This window comes from Exiguobacterium sp. EA-TM-5 (assembly GCF_053878415.1).
Genome location: NZ_CM132670.1, coordinates 1,220,105 through 1,239,063 on the forward strand (window position 1 = coordinate 1,220,105; position 18,959 = coordinate 1,239,063).

Below are 18,959 nucleotides of genomic sequence, written 5' to 3' on the forward strand. Positions count from 1 at the left end.
TATTATAAGAGTTAGCTAATTTTTTTAGAAATGAGGTGCGTCGATGTCTTCGACTACAACAAAAACGAATACGACACCTGTCGTCATTGGATTATTGATTGGGATTTTAGTTGCAGCAATGGATAATACGATTGTTGCGACGGCAATGCCGACAATCGTCAGCGAACTAAACGGGTTTGATCAGTATGCGTGGGTAACATCTGCCTACATGATCGCAACCGTCGCGGGGATGCCGATCTTCGGTAAACTGAGTGATATGTATGGAAGAAAACGATTCTTCCTCTTTGGCATGTTACTCTTCATGGTTGGTAGTATCTTATGCGGGATGGCAGACTCGATCATTGAGCTGTCTGCTTATCGCGCATTACAAGGACTCGGTGGAGGAGCGTTGATGCCAATCGCCTTTACGATTATCTTTGATATCTTCCCACCTGAAAAACGCGGTAAGGTCAGTGGTCTGTTTGGAGCAGTCTTTGGAATTTCGAGTATCTTTGGTCCATTACTTGGCGCCGTATTGACAGACTCCCTTGACTGGCGCTGGGTGTTTTACATCAATATCCCGCTTGGTTTGATTGCCCTCGGACTCGTAACGGTCTTTTATCAAGAATCACCAGTTCACCGGACACAAAAAATCGACTATGTCGGTGCGGTTACACTGGTGGCAGGATTGATTGTATTCTTGCTCGCGCTAGAAATGGGCGGGAAGGAATATGCTTGGTCTTCACCACAAATTCTCGGCTTATTTGGAGCAGCCCTCGTTTCGTTCATTGCCTTTGCGTTCGCTGAACGACGCGCAGCGGATCCAGTCATTACGTTCAGTCTGTTCCGGCGTCGTCTCTTTGCTGCAACACAAGGCGTGGCTTTCTTTTACGGGTTCGTCTTCATCTCGGCGAGTGTGTTCATTCCGATCTTCGTGCAAGGTGTCTTCGGTGGAAGCGCAACGAATTCCGGTCTGATCTTGATGCCGATGTTGATTGCCTCGGTCATCTCGGCACAACTCGGTGGACAATTGCCGAATAAGTTTGGATTCCGGAACGTCATGATCGTCTCAGCTGTCTTTTTCTTACTCGGTGTCTATCTCCTCAGTACGATGACGCTGGATACATCCCGAACTGCAGTAACAATCTATATGATTATCCTCGGATTTGGGGTTGGATTCAGCTTCTCCTTGTTGAATCTAGCGAGTATCAATGGAATCGAGATGCAACGTCGTGGCGCAGCGACCTCGATGGGATCAACATTCCGGACAATCGGGATGACGCTTGGTGTCACGGTCCTTGGTATCATTCAATCGCGAACGTTCACGTCCGCTGTCTCCGATCGTTTGCCACAAGGTGGAGCGCCGTCGGGTGGACAGTTCCCAACGGCTGATGCGTTTGCGAAGATGCCACCAGAAGTTGCGACAGCGATTAAGACGTCGCTTGCGGAATCCATCTCAACCGTCTATTTCTGGGCGTTGATTCCAGCAGTGCTTGGTGTCATCTTTATCTTCTTGATGGGGAATGAGCGTCCGATTTTATCGGAACAAACGGCTCCAGCAAAGAAAAAACAAGCTCAATAATCACGTTTAGATAACGTCTTCTTTCTTATTAGAAAGGGGCGTTGTTTTTTTGTTTAATAAGACAAAAAAAGACGAACCTGGATTTCTCCAGATTCGTCTACAGGAATTATTTTTTGATATCGAATGTCGTGCTGAGGAAGTCGACGACTTCTTCTGCTGTATCCATATCGAGAACTTGCTCAACGATTGCTTCACATTCTGACTTGTTGAGGCGTGTCATCAAGCTACGTGCGCGAAGGACAGATGATGCTGACATCGAGAACTCATCAAGACCAAGACCAAGAAGGATTGGGAGTGCCAATTCTTCTCCTGCCATCTCACCACACATGCCGACCCATTTGCCTGCTTTGTGTGCTTCTGTGATGACGTTGTTCAAGAGGTTCAAGATCGCTGGGTTGAACGGCTGGTAAAGGTATGATACTTTTTCGTTCATCCGGTCTGCTGCCATCGTATATTGAATCAAATCGTTCGTTCCGACTGAGAAGAAGTCGACTTCTTTTGCGAATTGACGAGCCATGACCGCAGTTGCTGGGATCTCGACCATCATACCGACTTCGATGTCTTCTGATACTGTAACGCCTTCAGCTTGGAGATTTGCTTTCTCTTCAAGGAGAAGAGCTTTTGCAGCACGGAACTCTTCGATTGTTGCGATCATCGGGAACATGACAGCGAGTTTACCGTATGCACTTGCACGAAGAAGTGCGCGCAATTGTGTACGGAACAAGTCTGTTTGGTCAAGGCAAAGACGGATCGCACGGTAACCGAGGAATGGGTTCATCTCGTGTGGAAGATCAAGGTACGACAATTCTTTGTCGCCACCGATATCAAGTGTCCGGATGACGACTTTTTTATCGCCCATTGACTCGAGGACTGTTTTGTATGCTGTGAACTGCTCGTCTTCCGTTGGGAACGTCTCTGCATCCATGTAGAGGAATTCCGTACGATAGAGACCGACTGCTTCCGCACCGTTCTCAAGTACACCTTTGACATCGTTTGGTGTACCGATGTTTGCAGCGAGCTCAACGTGATGACCGTCAGCTGTCATTGTTTTTTCGTTTTTGAGTTTTTTCCACTCTTCTTTTTGTGCGATGTATGCTGCACGTTTTGCTTCGTACTCAGCCACTTGCTCTTCACTTGGATTGACGATGACGTCACCTTCCGCACCATCAAGGATGAGAAGATCACCGTGTTTCACATCCGTCAAGACGACTTTTGTTCCGACGACTGCTGGGATTTCGAGTGAACGTGACATGATGGCAGAGTGCGATGTCCGGCCACCAATGTTCGTTGCGAAACCTTTTGCATATTTACGGTTCAATTGAGCTGTATCTGAAGGCGTCAAGTCTTCCGCGATGATGATGACTTCTTCGTTGATTTGAGCTGGAGTAACGAACGTGATACCAAGAAGGTGAGCCATCGTCCGTTTTGTAACGTCACGGACGTCTGCTGCGCGTTCGCGCATGTATTCGTTATCCATTGATTCGAAAATCATGACCATCATGTTCGCGACTTCATCGAGTGCTTTCGCAGCATTTGCTTGTTCGTCCTCGATTTTTGCGTTCACCTGACTAACGATTTCCGGATCTTCTAAAATAAGAAGGTGAGCTGAGAAAATCTCTGCTTTATCTGGACCTAATTCTTGTAAGGTATTTTCACGAATGACTTCGAGTTCCGTCTTCGATTTTGCAATCGCTGCTTGGAAACGTTCTTTTTCCGCAGCTGCATCCTCGATTTTGTGCGATGGAATTTCAAAGACCGGTGTTTCCATCACGAATGCCTTTGCAATCGCGATCCCTGCAGAAGCGCCAATTCCCTTGATATGTTGTGCCATGTGCATTACCCTCTTTTCAGTAAGTTTTTTTAACGCGACGACTTCGTTTCTTAGCTATCTATAGATACCCATAAACGCCTCTCTCTTAACGAGCCTTCTGCGTACTCTTCCTTGAATGAAAACGTAGACATTTCCCGGAACAGCAAACGCATCGTTTCTTGAAGTGTCTCAACATTTCACCCGTTTAATCCTATCATATTGTGAAACGAGCAACAATTGTTTGAAACCAAGCATTTCGACAAATTGTCGAACAGAAGTAGTGAAAGCGTTTACGATGAGTCGAGAGGCTATCAGTTGGAAAATGTCTGAAAACACTTCATACTAATAGATACTAGTCAAAGGGGGAGTTTTATATGCAAACGAATCAATCCGTAGACGTACTCGTTGTCGGGATTTCAGGAAATCAACCACTCGATGAACGGTTACAAGCATTATATGGTGACAAATTAGAGGAGTGGGTCCGTCAAGGCGACATCTCAACGAAACGAGGAGAACTGCGCTTGTTGCCAACATTAACGGGAGACGTCGCGCGAGTCTTGTTCGTTGGACTCGGGAAAGTCGATCAACTCGCGCAAGATGATTTACGGCGCTTACTCGGAAAAGCAGCACAACATGTCAAAACACGTCGCTTAGAACATGTTACGGTCGACGCAACGACATTCCCAGGACAACCTGTCGAACTGATTGCCGAGACATTTACCCTCGCTACATATGAGGTCAAGCATTATAAGACGTCTCCTTCCAAAGCATATACGTTACATCTGACGGTCTTACCTTCAGAGGAAGAAGCAACACGCCGTGGAACGGTCTTGGCTGAAGCGACGAACTTAGCGCGTCGTCTCGTAACGATGCCAGGGAATCTCTTAACAGCTCCGGCGCTTGCGGACGAAGCGCGTTTCATCGCGGAACGTCATGGACATGACCTCCGGATCATTGATAAGGAAGAGATGGAAGCACTTGGCATGGGCGCCTTGCTTGCCGTCAACCAGGGATCCGTCATTCCACCGAAATTGATCGTTCTTGAATATAAAGGGTCAGCAGAAGCACCGATCGCGGTCGTCGGGAAAGGTGTCACCTTCGACACAGGTGGTTATTCAATCAAACCGAAAGACGGCATCGTTGGAATGAAAGGCGACATGGGTGGAGCGGCAGCCGTTCTCGGTCTATTTGAAGCACTCGGTCAGCTCAAGCCAGATGTTCACGTCATTGGTGTCATTCCAGCGACGGACAATATGATTTCAGGAGATGCCTTCAAACCGGATGATGTCATTACATCGATGGCGGGTAAAACGATCGAAGTCTTGAACACGGACGCAGAAGGACGGCTTGTCCTCGCTGACGCAGTCACGTACGTTAAAGAGTATCAGCCAAAAGCAATCATTGATCTCGCGACTTTGACAGGTGGTGTACTTGTTGCTCTTGGTACAGAAATCACAGGTGCTTTGACGAATGATGCGTCGCTCTACGAACGTTTTGAACAGGTGACGAAAGAGACGAATGAGATGGTTTGGCAAATGCCGTATGTCGATGCGTTCATCAAACAAGTCCGTCGTTCGGATGTAGCAGACTTGAACAACTCACCAGGACGAATGGGGCATATGATCTTCGGTGGTGCGTTCGTCGGCGAATTCGTTGGGGACACACCTTGGCTACACCTCGATATCGCTGGAACATCAGAACAAAATCAAGCGTCCGAGATTGGTCCAAAAGGCGCAACTGGTGTCATGGTCCGTAGCCTGTACCGGTTCGTCGAGCAAGAAAAATGAGACGCTGGAATCTACTCGGCGTTTTGTTGACGATTCTTACCATCATCTGGTACATGGATGCGCGCGACCAGCTATCGCTTGGTCTCGCGACGTTCATCGGTATCTTCACGGTGTTGTCGCTACTACGTTCTTTCCGGGAGAAGACGAATGAACGTCATCGGGATTGACGCTGCGAAGGCGGGGTGGGTCGTCGTCATGTACAAAAATGGTCGTTATACGGGATCCGTCGAACCGACGCTTGCACAGATTCCGATCGCTGACCGGATTTGGATCGACATGCCGATTGGCTTGACCGAGGGACGACGGGAAACGGACCAACTGTTGCGACAGGAATTACGCCCCGGGCGAACGAGTAGTGTCTTTAATGCACCGTTCCTCAGTGCGTTGACTGCTTCAACTTATATGGAAGCAAATGATTTGGCAAAACAACATGCTGGCATCGGGCTTTCAAAACAAGCATGGTATCTCTTACCGAAAATTCGGGAAGTCCGTCATGCATATCGGAGCGAAATGATTGAAGCGCATCCGGAAGTTTGCTTCGCGCGACTCGCTGGTCATCCGGCACGTTTCTCAAAAAAGATGACAGAAGGCATCGCAGAACGAATCGAATTGCTCGAGCGCTTTGATTGTCCGCCGCTATGGGAACAGCGTCACTCACATGTTGCAATCGATGATTGGCTGGATGCGTGTCTACTTGCGACCGGTGCCCGTTATCCGTGCGATTTTCTACCGGCAAGTCAGCCGGTGGATCCGGAAGGATATCCTTTATATGCAGCAGCACCAAAAAATCACCCTCACCGAAATGGTGTGGGTGATCCTTTAACAAAGTCCCAGATGTAATGGAAAATCTGTGCGTTGTAGAGTGCTTTTAAGATGACAGCAATCAATGGTCCGAGAATTAGTCCGAACACACCGAAGAATTGAATACCGACAAACAGTGCAATCAGTGCAGTGATTGGTTGAATGCCAATACTGTCACCAACGATCTTCGGTTCCATGATGTTGCGTTGAAGAATGACGAGGGCGTACAAAATACCAAGGCCAATCGCAAGCGTCGTATCTCCGGTAATCAAGGAGTAGGCGATCCAAGGCAAGAAGACGGAACCGGTACCAAGGTACGGCAAGATATCGAAAAAGGCAGCGATAAAGGCGACTGCAAATGGGTGCTCTACACCAATGATGAACAAACCAATCAAGACGATGAAAAACGTGATCGTGATCAAGGTGAGCTGTGCCTTCAGATAGCCGAACAAGGCAGAGCGTAAGCTTAGGAAGACGGACTCGAAACGAGCGAACCAAGGGAGCATCTCATAGCGTTTCAATCGCATCTCGTACTGATGCCAATCTTTTGCGATGAAGAACCAAGCGAGTAAGACGATGACGAAAATCAAGGCAATCGATGGCAACGTCGCAAGGACCGTCTGTAACATCATGGCGATACTTTTTGAACCTTCGCCAATCGCACTCGCAAGTGAACTACCGAGCGATTGGATACTGTTTTGGACCGTGTTTTGTTGCGATGGTTCCAGTGAACGCAAGGCTTCAGAAGCATCGTTCCAGATGGGTGCCAGCTTTTCATTGTAGAGCTTTTGAAAATACAGGCTCAACTCTTGAATTTGCGCTGGTAATTGATTGGCGACAAATACAAGACCGCGAATCAATTGCATGATGATCAAGGCGAGGGAACCAACTAATAGACCACTGATTAAAATAATCGATAACAACGCACCCCATCCACGATTGATTCGGAACCGCTTTTGGAAGAAATCGACAAGCGGTCGGCTGAATAGGGCAAGCAGAAACGCAAAGACAAACGGATACAAGATGGACGAGAGGCGGAGGAGTAACCATCCACCAACTAAGAAGGCGAAGATCACCGTCAAGAACCGGGCCATTTGCCAAAGACGTTCAGTCGACACAAGCAACACCTCTTACTAGATTATGTAGAATTAATTGATATCATCATATCATGTTTAGGTAGGTTACGAGTCATTCAAAAGGAGGAGATCTCGATGCGTAAAAGAGAAATCGGACTATTTGCTGCGTTGATTGCTGCGTCATCCATTGGAATCCGAGAATGGAAGAAAAATCAGGCGTTTGCAAAGCGCGTCAAACAGGAGACAGAAGCGCAAGTACGCCAGGCTATGGTGGAGGGTCAGACAGATGGAACAGATGAAGACACTGCAACAAAAGGTTGATGCGACGATTCGATCACTCGGTGGTTATTTTCGACCACTATCTGGTCTTGCACGACTGACGGAGGAAATCGGTGAGGTCGGGGAAGCATTTGAACAAAATGATTTAGAAGCCCTTCGCTTTGAACTTGTCGATGTCTTGATGATCTCGACTTGTCTTGCCAATCAATACGTGACGAATCTCGCAGAACAGCATGAGACACTCGGTACGGCAAACGATGAACAGGACGGTTCGTTTTATCGACTTGTTCATGAAGCAGGTCAAATTGCACGTGTCATGAACGGGTATGAAGGCGATAAACCGCCGAAATCGAAAGATGCGATCGTGCCGATCGGTCATTCCTTAGCACGTCTACAACGTGAACTGTTTCGTTTGGCGCGACCGCTTCAACTCGATTTACTGACAGAAATCGACCGGACGAATGAAAAGAATTTGAAGCGGGATAAAACACGCTTTGCGTTGACGCGTGATCCCATTACGGAAGAGACAATCGATCATTTCCGGAGTGCGACAGGAAGTGAGGCACGCCTCTGGGGAGCACCTATTTATGAGGATGATCGAACATTAGCGGATAATATGGAGGCGGCACTTCCGTCGCTTCGACGATTCCTCCGCTGTGCGCCGATCGAGGGAATCGAGGCGTTTGTCTTTGAGGCACCGATGGAACGTTCGCGTAGTTTGGTCGAAGTGAAAGAATTAGCGGACGAGATGGGGCGCTTGATTAAAGAGCGGACACCACTTGATTTCAAGGACTCACCGTATCGATTAGAAGTCTTTGCGCCACAACTAGGTCCAGTCTCACCGTATCATGCGGAAGACGATCATCGGATGTTCCTTGTTTTGTATATCGATTGAGATGAAATAAGCCGCCTGCTCTCGTGAGCAAGCGGCTTATTTGTCGTTGACTTATCGTGAACGAGATGATGCTGCCTCATCTTGGTCTTGCCATTGTTTCATGAAGCGTTGGATGCGAGCGATCGCTTCTTGTAGCTGTTCGATCGAACTCGCGTAACTTGCCCGAACATATCCTTCACCACTTGCGCCGAAGACGGATCCTGGGACAACAGCGACACGTTCAGCAAGTAACAATTGCTCCGCGAACTCTTCACTCGTTAGTCCAGTATGACCGATGTACGGGAAGGCATAGAAGGCACCACCTGGTAAGTGTGTCGGGAGACCCACATCGTTTAACGCCTTGACAAAGTAGTTCCGGCGTTGACGATAACTCGTCACCATATCAGGAACCGTCTTATGACGAGAACGGAGTGCTTCAATTCCTGCAAACTGAACGAGCGTTGGTGCACACATCATCCCGTATTGATGCACCTTCAGCATCGATTGCGTGATCGCGGGTGGTGCGCAAGTGAAGCCAAGGCGCCAGCCTGTCATCGCGAAGGCTTTCGAGAAACCATTGATGATGATCGTGCGCTCCCGCATACCGGGGAGGGTTGCGAAACAGATCGCTTCCGTTTCGTAAGACAGTTCCGCATAGATCTCGTCACTGATGACATATAGATCATGTTTTTGAACGAGCAGTGCAAGATCGGCGAGTTGATCGCGTGTCATCGTGGAACCCGTCGGATTCGATGGGAAACAGAAAATGATCGCTTTCGTTTTGTCCGTCAGCAGTTGCTCAATCGTTTCCGGTTGAATCGCAAAACCATCTTCGGCGTGACAGGCAGCTGCGATAGGGATTCCTCCAGCGAGTTCGATCAAAGGAGCATACGAGACGAATGCCGGTTCGACGACGATGACTTCATCACCGGGGTTGATTAAACTACGGAAGGCAAGATCGAGTCCTTCCGAGGCACCCGTCGTAACGATGATCTCTTCCGTCGTTGAATAGGAGATCGCGAATTTTTCTTGCATGTAAGTGGCGATTTCTTGTCGGAGTTCGAGTAAACCGGCGTTAGCACTATATGCAGTATAGCCTTGTTCGAGCGCAGCAAAGCTTGCTTCCCGTACATTCCATGGCGTGACGAAATCGGGTTCACCGACACCGAGGGAGATGACGTCTTCCATCGATCCTGCTAAATCAAAGAAACGGCGAATGCCGGACGGAGCTAACTGTTCGACGCGTTCAGATAGAGACTTCATGGAGACACCTTCAATCGTTTATCATCATCATCCTGACTGAATAGGACGCCATCGTGCTTGTAAGTCTTCAAGCGGAAATGCGTCGTCGTCGAGATGACAGAATCGAGCGTCGATAATTTTTCAGAGACGAATTGGGAGACTTCTTGTAACGACTTGCCATCTAGGACGACTTGCAAGTCGTATGCGCCTGACATCAAATAGAGAGACGTCACTTCCGGGAAACGATGGATCCGTTCAGCGACTTCGTCAAAGCCACGACCACGTTTCGGGGTGACCTTTACATCAATGAAAGCTGTCACACCATGATGGGCATGAATCTTTTGCCAGTCGATGACAGCGGTGTAGCCGAGTAGAACACCGTCACGTTTGAATGTCTCGATCGAAGCTGCCACTTCTGACGCTTCCCAGTCGAGCATCTGAGCGAGTAAGTTTACATCCATCGGACCATTTTGTGTTAATAATGCTAATAATTCGAGTTGTTTTTCGGTGTACATGGAATCACTCACTTTCTGTCAATTGACCATTAAAGGTACGGCGTGTCTGGCGCAAGCGCGCGCGACGTTCCGCCTGGACGATATGGAAGTTCTTCATTTCACGAGTTGGTAGCTGATGCTTGTCGACAAGTCGGTCAAAATAGACACGTCGCGCTGCGTCTTGTCGTGCCGATTCATGATTGCCGGACGGGTTGAAGGCGTACAAAACGGTTGCACGTGCCGGGTGTAGTACTAAATGATCCTTGCCGACTCGTAGGATCCAGTCCCAGTCCCAATAATTGAAGACTTCTTCATCAAACGGACCGAGTTGATCGTGAAGTGATTTACGGTAGAGTGACCCGGACGGAATGTACGTCGAATCTTCTCGTATCGTTTCCGAATCATACGGATACGCGAACGGCTCGGAATCAAGTGCGATTCGGTGATCACCTTCCCAGCGATACGTAAAGAGTTCTGCATCTGTATACGTCAAATCCGCACCTGCTTCGATGTCGCCGACTGCTTCTTCGAGGTGGCTTGGCAATAGGAGATCATCGTCATCATGAAGTAAGATATATCGACCGGAAGAGAGCATGACACCATGGTTTCGAGCGCGAACATGATGGTTTTCAGGTAGATCGACATATGTCAGTTGCAGACGATCCTGATAGGCAGCGGTCACTGCTGAGACATCGTCGCCATTATTGTTTAGGATGATGACTTCGAAGTCTTGATAGTGTTGACGCGTCAACGCTTCTAGCGCTTCGGCTAGTTCACGAGGACGATTGTATGTTGGAATGATGATGGATACAGTTGGCATCAGTGATCGCTCCTTGAACAAAGACACCTGTCCAGGAACAGGTGTCTTCTTGTTTTTTTACATGTACTCTTCGATACGTGGAAGCAATTCATTCCATTCCGCTTCTGGTTCTTTCGTGACAGTTACGAAGTCACCGTAAGCGAACAGATTGTCGATGCCATCGATGGCGATCAACGATGCAAGCAACGCATCTTCAGGCGTATCTTCTTTTTTGACACTCGTACTTTTTGCACCGAAGCGCTGTTCTTCGAGCGTAATTTTGACGGAATTCGGATTTGGTGTGTAATCGACTTGCATGAGATAAGCTCCTTTCAACGTACATACGTATATGCCGTCTTTCGTGATAGATGGATTGAGTCCTTCTTCCTTATAGACGGAAGATCGATACGTTCAGTATATCAGAAAATTCAAAGAGAATATTTTTCTTCTGATAGGAGAATTGAACCATCTTTATTTTAAATGGTCATTTGACCTTATAATACATTTTGCTCGCTATCTCAATATATCTCAAAAGGCGTCATGATGCCTTTTTCAAATTGTTTGACCTGAATTTCAAAGCAAGGGGTTATTTTTTTGAATTTCAGTGATAACCTATATCTTGTACATTAACAGGTTTAAAAACGTCTAAAACGTCTATATATAGAGTGACACTTGTAGAGTTTCTTCTATATGTAGGACGTCTTTTTTTAGTTTAGCGTATTTCATTGTGTAATGCGAACCTGTTTAACGATAGAGAATGGGAGTGGTTCATAGTGGCATCTCCACTGAATACAGCACGCATCTTTAAAGGTGCAATGACAATAGAAGACGTATATGTCGTGATTCGACAGGCAACGGAAACGTATCCGGAGCTCGATATCGACCGCTATACAGAACGTGCCATCCGAGCGCTTGAAGGGAAGTCCTTACAAGCAGATCAAGTCTATGAACTGTTAACGATGCACGCACTCGATATGTTGAAGGCAGAAGAGCCGAACTGGACATTCGTAGCGACAGCGACTTACTTAAATCGGTTATACCTTGAAGCAGGTGAAAATCGCGGATATGCAGCAGAAGAACGGTATGGCTCGCTGTATACGCTGATTGAAAAACTGACAGAAATCGGCATCTTCACGAAACATTTACTAGATGCGTATTCGAAGGAAGACATCAACGAACTGTCGGCAACGATCGATCCATCCCGCGACCACTTGTTCACATACATTGGTCTTCGAACACTCGCAGACCGGTACCTCGCACGTGATCACGTCAAAAACTTGTACGAACTTCCGCAAGAACGATTCATGGTCATCGCGATGACACTGATGCAGAATGAACCGAAGGAACGCCGTTTAGAACTCGTCAAAGAAGCTTACTGGGCGTTGTCGAACCTTTACATGACAGTTGCGACACCGACGCTTTCGAACGCTGGTAAGTCTTACGGTCAGCTCTCGTCGTGTTTCATTGACACAGTAGATGATTCACTACGCGGCATCTATGATTCAAATACGGACGTGGCGACGCTTTCTAAAGGCGGCGGCGGTATCGGCGTCTACATGGGGAAAATTCGCTCACGTGGTTCAGACATCAAAGGTTTTAAAGGTGTTTCAAGCGGCGTTATCCCGTGGATGAAGCAATTGAACAACACGGCAGTCAGCGTCGATCAGCTCGGTATGCGTCAAGGTTCGATTGCTGTTTACCTCGACATCTGGCACAAGGATATCCTAGAGTTCTTGGATGCGAAGCTCAACAACGGTGATGAACGACTTCGGACACATGACTTGTTCACAGGCGTCAACTTACCGGACCGTTTCATGCGTGCTGTTGAAGCACGAGAAGACTGGCACTTATTTGACCCGCATGAAATCCGGACAGTCATGGGCTTCAGTCTTGAAGATTACTTCGATGAGACGGAACAAGGTGGTAGTTTCACAGAACGATACGAAGCGTGTGTCAACGAACCACGCCTCAGCAAAAAAACAGTTCCAGCGATCGATCTTGTCAAACGCTACATGCGTTCGCAACTCGAGACAGGGACGCCATACATGTTCTTCCGTGACGCGGTTAACCGTGCAAACCCGAATAAACATGCAGGGATGATCTACTCGTCAAACCTCTGTTCGGAAATCATGCAAAACATGAGCCCGACGACCGTCACGGAAGAATATACGGAAGACGGTAAAATCATCGTCACGAAGACACCAGGTGACTTCGTCGTCTGTAACTTATCATCGATTGCGCTTGCACGAGCAGTTCGTTCTGACGTCTTAGAGCGCTTGATTCCGATTCAAATGCGGATGCTTGATAACGTCATCGATTTGAATACGATTGATGTCCCGCAAGCGCAATTGACGAACCAAAAATACCGTGCCGTTGGTCTTGGTACGTTCGGTTGGCATCATCTGCTTGCTCTTGAAGGTATTCGTTGGGAATCGGTTGAAGCGGTGCAATACGCTGACCGCCTCTATGAAAAAATCGCTTACTTGACGATCGATGCGTCGATGCAACTTGCGAAAGAAAAAGGAGCGTACCGTCTCTTCGAAGGATCGGAATGGCAAACAGGTGAGTACATCAAACGTCGCCATTACAAAACGACGGAGGAACTCGATTGGGATCGTCTCCAAGCGGACATCACGGCGTACGGAATGCGTAACGCCTACTTGATGGCAGTCGCACCGAACTCATCGACAGCAATCATTGCTGGTAGTACGGCATCGATTGATCCAATCTACAAAAAAGTCTACTCGGAAGAGAAGAAAAACTACAAGATCCCAGTTACAGTTCCGGATTTAACACCGGAAACGAACTGGTTCTATAAATCAGCGTTTGAGATTGACCAGTTGTGGAGCATTCGTCAAAATGCTTCGCGTCAGCGTCACATCGACCAAGCAATCAGTTTCAATCTGTACGTGAAAAATAACGTCAAAGCAAAAGAGTTACTCGAGATGCACATGGAAGCATGGCAACTCGGGATGAAGACGATCTACTACACGCGTTCGACGACGGTTGAGATCGACGAATGTGAGTCGTGTTCATCATAAGATAAGGAGGACGATATCATGAAGGCAGCAATCGTATACGCGTCATTGAGTGGAAACACGGAGGAGGTGGCAGAACTCGTCGCAAAGACGTGTTCTGAAATGGGAATCGAGCCGACGATGTTGTTTGCGGACGAAGTGACGACGTATCAGTTAATGCCTTATGATATCGTCTATTTTGGTTCGTATACGTGGGGAGATGGACAGTTACCCGACGATATGCGCGATTGTCTTAGAACGGTTTTAAAAGAGAGCACGCATGCGATTCCGCAGGCAGCTGTTTTTGGAACGGGAGATAAGATGTTCGTCAAATATTGTCGCGCCGTTGATGAGATGGCGTATCATCTCTCGAAATTCGGTGTACCGCTTGCCGGAGAATTGTTGAAAATCGAACAGTCACCGCGTAATCGTCCACATCTCGTCAAGGAATGGACAAAACGAACCATTCTTCAATTACAGCAAGAGGGAGTCGAAGCACATGGAACAGCTACAAAAAATCAAACTGCTTGATGCACGTCATCCAAATCGCGCGACAGCGATCATCGGTGGCGAAACAAGTGCCATCGTCAACTGGAACGACATTGCGTATCCACAGTTTTATTCAATCTATAAACAACTATTATCAAACTTCTGGATTCCAGATGAGATTTCGATGTCAAAAGACATGCAACAATGGAATCAATTAAGCGAACGGGAACAAGACGCCTTTAAACGAATCATTGGTCTACTCTCGATCCTCGACTCGGTTCAGACACGCTACATCCTCGAATCAGCGATGTTCACATCGGATTCGTCCGTTCATGCGATTCTTGCTATCATCGCGCAACAGGAAGTCGTTCATAATCAATCGTACAGCTACGTCTTATCCAGCTTGGTTCCATTAGCTGAACAAAACCGGATTTTTGATATCGCAAAAGACGATGATATGGTCATGAAGCGTAACGCATTCATTCTTGATTTATACGAAGACTTCCAAAATGACCGAACTCCAGAAAACTTTGCGAAATCACTTGTTGCGTCAATCGTTCTTGAAGGCATCAACTTCTATTCAGGCTTTGCCTTCTTCTATAACTTAGCCCGTCACCAAAAGATGGTCGGGACGTCGACGATGATCAGCTATATTCAACGTGATGAACTCCAACACTCGTACTTCATCAGTCAATTGTTACGTGCTGTTTTGTCAGAGCATCCAGAAATCGATGCTGATGGATCGTTCACACAATTCGTCTATGACACGTTCAAACGTGCCGTTGATCTTGAAATTGAGTGGAGCGAGTATGTATTGCGTGATTTAGACGGTCTTGACGTCAGTGAAATGCGTGATTACGTCAAGTATCTCGCGAATAAACGTCTTCGCGTCATTGGCTTGTCGGATCTCTATGAAGGGCACGACGAAGACGTCATGCCGTGGATTCGTGCGTATTCGGATGATTCGATGAACGCGACGAAATCGGACTTCTTCGAACAAAAATCACGTTCGTATGCGAAAGTAACGGATGCAAATGGATTCGATGATCTGTAAGTAATAAATAGATCAATTGGTGATTGCTTCTACTCTATATTTCCTTTACGCTAGGACAGGTGAGGTCTTGCTCGACTCCTTCGGAAAAAAGTCATCATGACCTTGGAAGATACAAAGTATCTGAAGCGGCATGAGCGCTTGTCCGCGGAAAGCGAGTAGACCGAGACTGTCCGTTTTTTTGAGAGTCTTATCTGTCTTTTGTCTTTATCGTTTCAAGCATCACTTTTCTTTATCATTTAGGTCAATTCAGCAATAGAACAAAAAAAGGGCCGAACTCGGAAAGTTCGGCAGAATCAGGGGGAATACTTGAAGTCTTGCTACTAAAATGTTCCCTTGTGAAATAAAAAATAAACAAATTCCAAAAATATTTTTTACGATACAAGAAAAGTGTGTTATTATAAGTTGATGAATTTAGTTAGGGAGTGTATACATTATGGCAAACTTTGAAAAAGACCAAGTCGTTACTGGTAAAGTAACTGGTATTCAAAACTTCGGTGCTTTCGTAGCACTTGACGAGCAAACACAAGGTCTCGTCCACATCTCAGAAATCTCACACGATTACGTAAAAGATATCAACGATTACGTAAAAGTTGGCGATGAAGTAACTGTTAAAGTTCTCGACATCGACGAAGCTAACAAAAAAATGAAGCTTTCGATCAAAGCAACTCAGGAAGCTCCAAAACGTGAAGCACGCGCGAAAGGTCCACGCAAAAACGCTGGACGTCGCGATGCAGGTCCTGCTTTCAAACAAGAAGAAGCACCTGGATTCAACGTTCTTAAAGGTAAATTGGAAGAATGGATTGAAAAATCAAACTTCCAAAAATAAGCCACATGAGAGAATCGACATCGGTCGGTTCTCTTTTTTTATGCAATTTTTACATAGAATAAGCATTAAATTAGATGCGAAAGGGGAATGTGTGGATAATGTAAGGTGTTCATTACTTATTGAGGAGGCAACACAGATGGAAAACTTTGAATATCGCAATCCAACGAAACTTATTTTTGGTGACGGTCAAGTCAGCCAACTGAAACCACAACTCGAAGCACTTGGTGCAAAGAAAGTCATGCTCGTCTTTGGTGGAGGTAGTATCAAACGGAATGGCGTTTATGATGATGTTACACGTGAACTCAACGCGGCAGGAATCGAGTACGTCGAATGCGACGGTGTCGAACCGAACCCACGTATCGAAACAGCAGAGCGCGGTATCAAAATCGCACGTGAAGCAGGCGTAGACGCATTGCTTGCACTCGGTGGCGGTTCTGTAATCGACTGCACGAAATTGATTGCTGCTGGTATCCCGTATGAAGGCGAAGCATGGGATCTCGTCATCGGTAAAGCAACACCAGAAACAGTCATTCCATTTGGAACAGTCTTGACGCTTGCAGCGACAGGTTCTGAGATGAACTCAGGATCCGTTATCACGAACTGGAAGACACAAGAGAAATACGGATGGGGTAGCCCGCTTACGTTCCCAACATTCTCAATCCTTGATCCGAAATACACAGTCAGTGTACCAAAAGATCAAACGATTTACGGTATCGTCGATATGATGAGTCACTGCCTTGAGCAATACTTCCACCCTGCGCATGCACCTGTCCAAGAACGTATGACAGAAGGTGTTATGAAAGCAGTCGTTGAAGCAGCACCAAAACTCGTCAACGATCTCGAGAATGTTGAACTTCGTGGTACGATTCTCTTTGCTGGTACGATGGCACTCAACGGTGTTCTTCAAATGGGAGCACGCGGAGACTGGGCATCACACAACATCGAGCACGCTGTTTCAGCTGTTCACGATATCCCGCACGCAGGTGGACTCGCAATCCTCTTCCCGAACTGGATGCGCCACGTGCTTGACGAATCAAATGCACATCGCTTCGTGACACTCGGTGAAAACGTCTTTAACGTTGATACGGAAGGTAAATCAGAGATAGAAGCAGCACACGCGACAATTGACGCAATCAGCGCTTTCTGGACATCACTTGGTGCACCAAACCGTCTTGCTGATTACGACATCAAAGAAGATACAGTTGATTCAATCGTCAAGTCAGCGATGACACGCGGCGACTTCGGAAACTTCAAATCACTTGGAAACGAAGATGTTCGTCAAATCGTGACAGCTGCCCTATAACAATCTGTAACATTTGCTAATCATTTCACAAAAGACTTGAACGACCTTCCTTCTTGCGTTTTAATGAAAAGGAAGGTCGCATTTCGTTGCGAATGAATAAGGAGGACGATGGCATGTCAACAGTACGTTTTGATTATTCGAAAGCCCTACAATTCGTAGGTCAACATGAAGTAGATCATATGGCGGAGACGGTAAAGACGCTTCACCATGCGATTCATGCAGGAACAGGCGCAGGAAGTGATTTCTTAGGATGGGTTGATCTTCCGACGAATTACGATCAAGCGGAATTTGCACGCATCCAAGCGTCTGCAGAAAAAATCAAGTCGGATTCTGATGTGTTGTTAGTCGTCGGGATCGGCGGTTCGTATCTCGGTGCGCGTGCAGCAATCGAAATGCTCGGACACTCATTCCATAACTTGTTATCAAAAGAAGACCGGAAAGCACCACAAATCATCTATGCAGGTCACAATATCTCATCGACGTATCTGCACGATTTGTTCGAAGTCCTCGAAGGAAAAGATGTATCGGTCAACATCATCTCGAAATCGGGTACAACGACAGAACCAGCAATTTCGTTCCGTCTCTTGAAATCGTTCATGGAAGAAAAATACGGTAAAGCAGAAGCAAAACACCGGATTTATGCAACTACGGACAAAGCACGTGGTGCATTAAAAACACTCGCAGACTCTGAAGGATACGAAACATTTGTCATTCCGGATGATGTCGGTGGTCGTTTCTCTGTTTTGACACCGGTTGGTCTCTTACCAATCGCAGCAGCTGGTATTTCAATCGAAGAGTTGATGCAAGGTGCACGTGACGCGCAAGAGCGCTACGCGAGCGAAAACCTAGCTGACAACGAAGCGTATCAATACGCAGTCGTCCGAAATGCGCTCTATGCGAAAGGCAAGACAATCGAGCTTCTCATTAACTACGAACCAGCACTTCATTATGTATCGGAGTGGTGGAAACAATTGTACGGCGAGTCAGAAGGAAAAGACTTCAAAGGGATCTTCCCAGCAGCAGTGGACTTCTCGACAGACCTCCACTCGATGGGACAATACGTCCAAGAAGGTCGTCGTGACCTATTTGAGACAGTCATCAAAGTCGGTCAAGCGCGTCATGCATTGACAGTTGAAGAAGATGCTCAGGATCTCGATGGATTGAACTTCCTTGCAGGTAAGTCGATTCAGTTCGTCAACGATAAAGCAGCAGAAGGTACGTTGCTTGCACACACGGACGGACAAGTACCGAACTTGACAGTCGAACTTCCAGAGATGACACCGTATCATCTCGGATTCCTGTTCTACTTCTTCGAAAAAGCATGTGCCATGAGTGGTTACCTCCTCGGAGTGAACCCATTCGATCAGCCAGGCGTCGAAGCGTATAAGAAAAACATGTTCGCTCTTCTTGGGAAACCAGGATTCGAAGCAGAAAAAGCAGAACTCGAAGCACGTTTGAAGTAATACAAAACGACAGTCGATCGTTCCTTAGTGGAACATCGACTGTTTTTTTTGTGTTCATTTGATGATCGTAGGCTATCATTTTCC

The 18,959-nt window shown here is 46.9% G+C and carries 18 protein-coding genes; 12 read left to right on the plus strand and 6 right to left on the minus strand.

Going from position 1 to position 18,959, the window contains the following annotated elements; genetic code table 11:
• Nucleotides 1-43 precede the first annotated feature (43 nt).
• Nucleotides 44-1,561, plus strand: a complete 1,518-nt coding sequence (locus ACV3PA_RS06315) for an MDR family MFS transporter (protein WP_456125848.1) — start codon at nucleotides 44-46, stop codon at nucleotides 1,559-1,561.
• A 106-nt stretch (nucleotides 1,562-1,667) separates the two neighbouring features.
• On the opposite strand, the gene ptsP is transcribed toward ACV3PA_RS06315, so the two are convergent.
• Entirely contained in the window at nucleotides 1,668-3,392 is a 1,725-nt protein-coding gene (gene ptsP, locus ACV3PA_RS06320) for a phosphoenolpyruvate--protein phosphotransferase (RefSeq protein WP_047393452.1), read from the minus strand.
• 353 nt (nucleotides 3,393-3,745) lie between these two features.
• On the opposite strand from ptsP, the gene ACV3PA_RS06325 reads away from it, so the two are divergent.
• From ACV3PA_RS06325 to ACV3PA_RS06335, 3 genes are read left to right on the plus strand one after another with little or no spacing between them, the layout of a single operon-like run.
• On the plus strand, nucleotides 3,746-5,158 hold the full coding sequence (locus ACV3PA_RS06325; RefSeq protein WP_053454108.1) for a leucyl aminopeptidase: 1,413 nt from the start codon (nucleotides 3,746-3,748) through the stop codon (nucleotides 5,156-5,158).
• Nucleotides 5,155-5,325 carry a hypothetical protein gene (locus ACV3PA_RS06330; protein ID WP_160315949.1) on the plus strand — a complete coding sequence of 57 codons (171 nt, stop codon included), beginning with the start codon at nucleotides 5,155-5,157 and terminating at the stop codon, nucleotides 5,323-5,325. The genes ACV3PA_RS06325 and ACV3PA_RS06330 overlap by 4 nt, the downstream gene beginning before the upstream one ends.
• Nucleotides 5,306-5,998 carry a DUF429 domain-containing protein gene (locus tag ACV3PA_RS06335; protein WP_053454107.1) on the plus strand — a complete coding sequence of 231 codons (693 nt, stop codon included), beginning with the start codon at nucleotides 5,306-5,308 and terminating at the stop codon, nucleotides 5,996-5,998. The genes ACV3PA_RS06330 and ACV3PA_RS06335 overlap by 20 nt, the downstream gene beginning before the upstream one ends.
• Here ACV3PA_RS06335 and ytvI read toward each other — a convergent pair.
• Entirely contained in the window at nucleotides 5,953-7,077 is a 1,125-nt protein-coding gene (gene ytvI / locus ACV3PA_RS06340; RefSeq protein ID WP_053454106.1) for a sporulation integral membrane protein YtvI, read from the minus strand. The genes ACV3PA_RS06335 and ytvI overlap by 46 nt on opposite strands.
• A gap of 93 nt (nucleotides 7,078-7,170) precedes the next feature.
• Here ytvI and ACV3PA_RS06345 point away from each other — a divergent pair, with 93 nt between their 5' ends.
• Together ACV3PA_RS06345 and ACV3PA_RS06350 are read left to right on the plus strand one after the other, a co-directional pair.
• Nucleotides 7,171-7,356 (plus strand): hypothetical protein, encoded by a 186-nt coding sequence (locus ACV3PA_RS06345; RefSeq protein WP_456125849.1) that lies wholly within the window; start codon nucleotides 7,171-7,173, stop codon nucleotides 7,354-7,356.
• Nucleotides 7,322-8,209, plus strand: coding sequence for a MazG nucleotide pyrophosphohydrolase domain-containing protein (locus ACV3PA_RS06350; protein ID WP_456125850.1), 888 nt, complete (start codon nucleotides 7,322-7,324; stop codon nucleotides 8,207-8,209). Before ACV3PA_RS06345 ends, ACV3PA_RS06350 begins: the two co-directional genes overlap by 35 nt.
• Before the next feature lie 51 nt (nucleotides 8,210-8,260).
• On the opposite strand, the gene ACV3PA_RS06355 is transcribed toward ACV3PA_RS06350, so the two are convergent.
• From ACV3PA_RS06355 to ACV3PA_RS06370, 4 genes are read right to left on the minus strand one after another with little or no spacing between them, the layout of a single operon-like run.
• Nucleotides 8,261-9,451, minus strand: a complete 1,191-nt coding sequence (locus ACV3PA_RS06355) for an aminotransferase (protein ID WP_456125851.1) — start codon at nucleotides 9,449-9,451, stop codon at nucleotides 8,261-8,263.
• A complete protein-coding gene (locus tag ACV3PA_RS06360) occupies nucleotides 9,448-9,945 on the minus strand; it encodes an Lrp/AsnC family transcriptional regulator (protein ID WP_035406085.1) in 498 nt (165 codons plus the stop codon). The genes ACV3PA_RS06355 and ACV3PA_RS06360 overlap by 4 nt, the downstream gene beginning before the upstream one ends.
• Before the next feature lie 4 nt (nucleotides 9,946-9,949).
• Nucleotides 9,950-10,744 carry a glycosyltransferase family 2 protein gene (locus tag ACV3PA_RS06365; protein WP_053454103.1) on the minus strand — a complete coding sequence of 265 codons (795 nt, stop codon included), beginning with the start codon at nucleotides 10,742-10,744 and terminating at the stop codon, nucleotides 9,950-9,952.
• Between the two features lie 57 nt (nucleotides 10,745-10,801).
• Entirely contained in the window at nucleotides 10,802-11,041 is a 240-nt protein-coding gene (locus ACV3PA_RS06370) for a NifU N-terminal domain-containing protein (protein WP_053454102.1), read from the minus strand.
• A 497-nt stretch (nucleotides 11,042-11,538) separates the two neighbouring features.
• Between ACV3PA_RS06370 and ACV3PA_RS06375 the strand changes: the two genes are divergently transcribed.
• The 6 genes from ACV3PA_RS06375 to ACV3PA_RS06400 all read left to right on the plus strand — a co-directional run bounded on the left by ACV3PA_RS06375 (nucleotide 11,539) and on the right by ACV3PA_RS06400 (nucleotide 18,875).
• Nucleotides 11,539-13,764, plus strand: a complete 2,226-nt coding sequence (locus ACV3PA_RS06375; RefSeq protein ID WP_456125956.1) for a ribonucleoside-diphosphate reductase subunit alpha — start codon at nucleotides 11,539-11,541, stop codon at nucleotides 13,762-13,764.
• A gap of 18 nt (nucleotides 13,765-13,782) precedes the next feature.
• The gene (locus tag ACV3PA_RS06380; protein WP_053454100.1) at nucleotides 13,783-14,271 is read left to right on the plus strand and encodes a flavodoxin domain-containing protein; all 489 of its coding nucleotides are present in this window, start codon (nucleotides 13,783-13,785) and stop codon (nucleotides 14,269-14,271) included.
• Nucleotides 14,240-15,283 (plus strand): ribonucleotide-diphosphate reductase subunit beta, encoded by a 1,044-nt coding sequence (locus ACV3PA_RS06385; RefSeq protein WP_035406099.1) that lies wholly within the window; start codon nucleotides 14,240-14,242, stop codon nucleotides 15,281-15,283. The genes ACV3PA_RS06380 and ACV3PA_RS06385 overlap by 32 nt, the downstream gene beginning before the upstream one ends.
• A 433-nt stretch (nucleotides 15,284-15,716) precedes the next feature.
• On the plus strand, nucleotides 15,717-16,109 hold the full coding sequence (gene yugI, locus ACV3PA_RS06390) for a S1 domain-containing post-transcriptional regulator GSP13 (RefSeq protein ID WP_012371159.1): 393 nt from the start codon (nucleotides 15,717-15,719) through the stop codon (nucleotides 16,107-16,109).
• Between the two features lie 136 nt (nucleotides 16,110-16,245).
• Nucleotides 16,246-17,412 (plus strand): iron-containing alcohol dehydrogenase, encoded by a 1,167-nt coding sequence (locus ACV3PA_RS06395; RefSeq protein ID WP_053454099.1) that lies wholly within the window; start codon nucleotides 16,246-16,248, stop codon nucleotides 17,410-17,412.
• Nucleotides 17,413-17,525: 113 nt separating this feature from the next.
• Nucleotides 17,526-18,875, plus strand: coding sequence for a glucose-6-phosphate isomerase (locus ACV3PA_RS06400; RefSeq protein ID WP_456125852.1), 1,350 nt, complete (start codon nucleotides 17,526-17,528; stop codon nucleotides 18,873-18,875).
• Nucleotides 18,876-18,959: the final 84 nt, after the last annotated feature.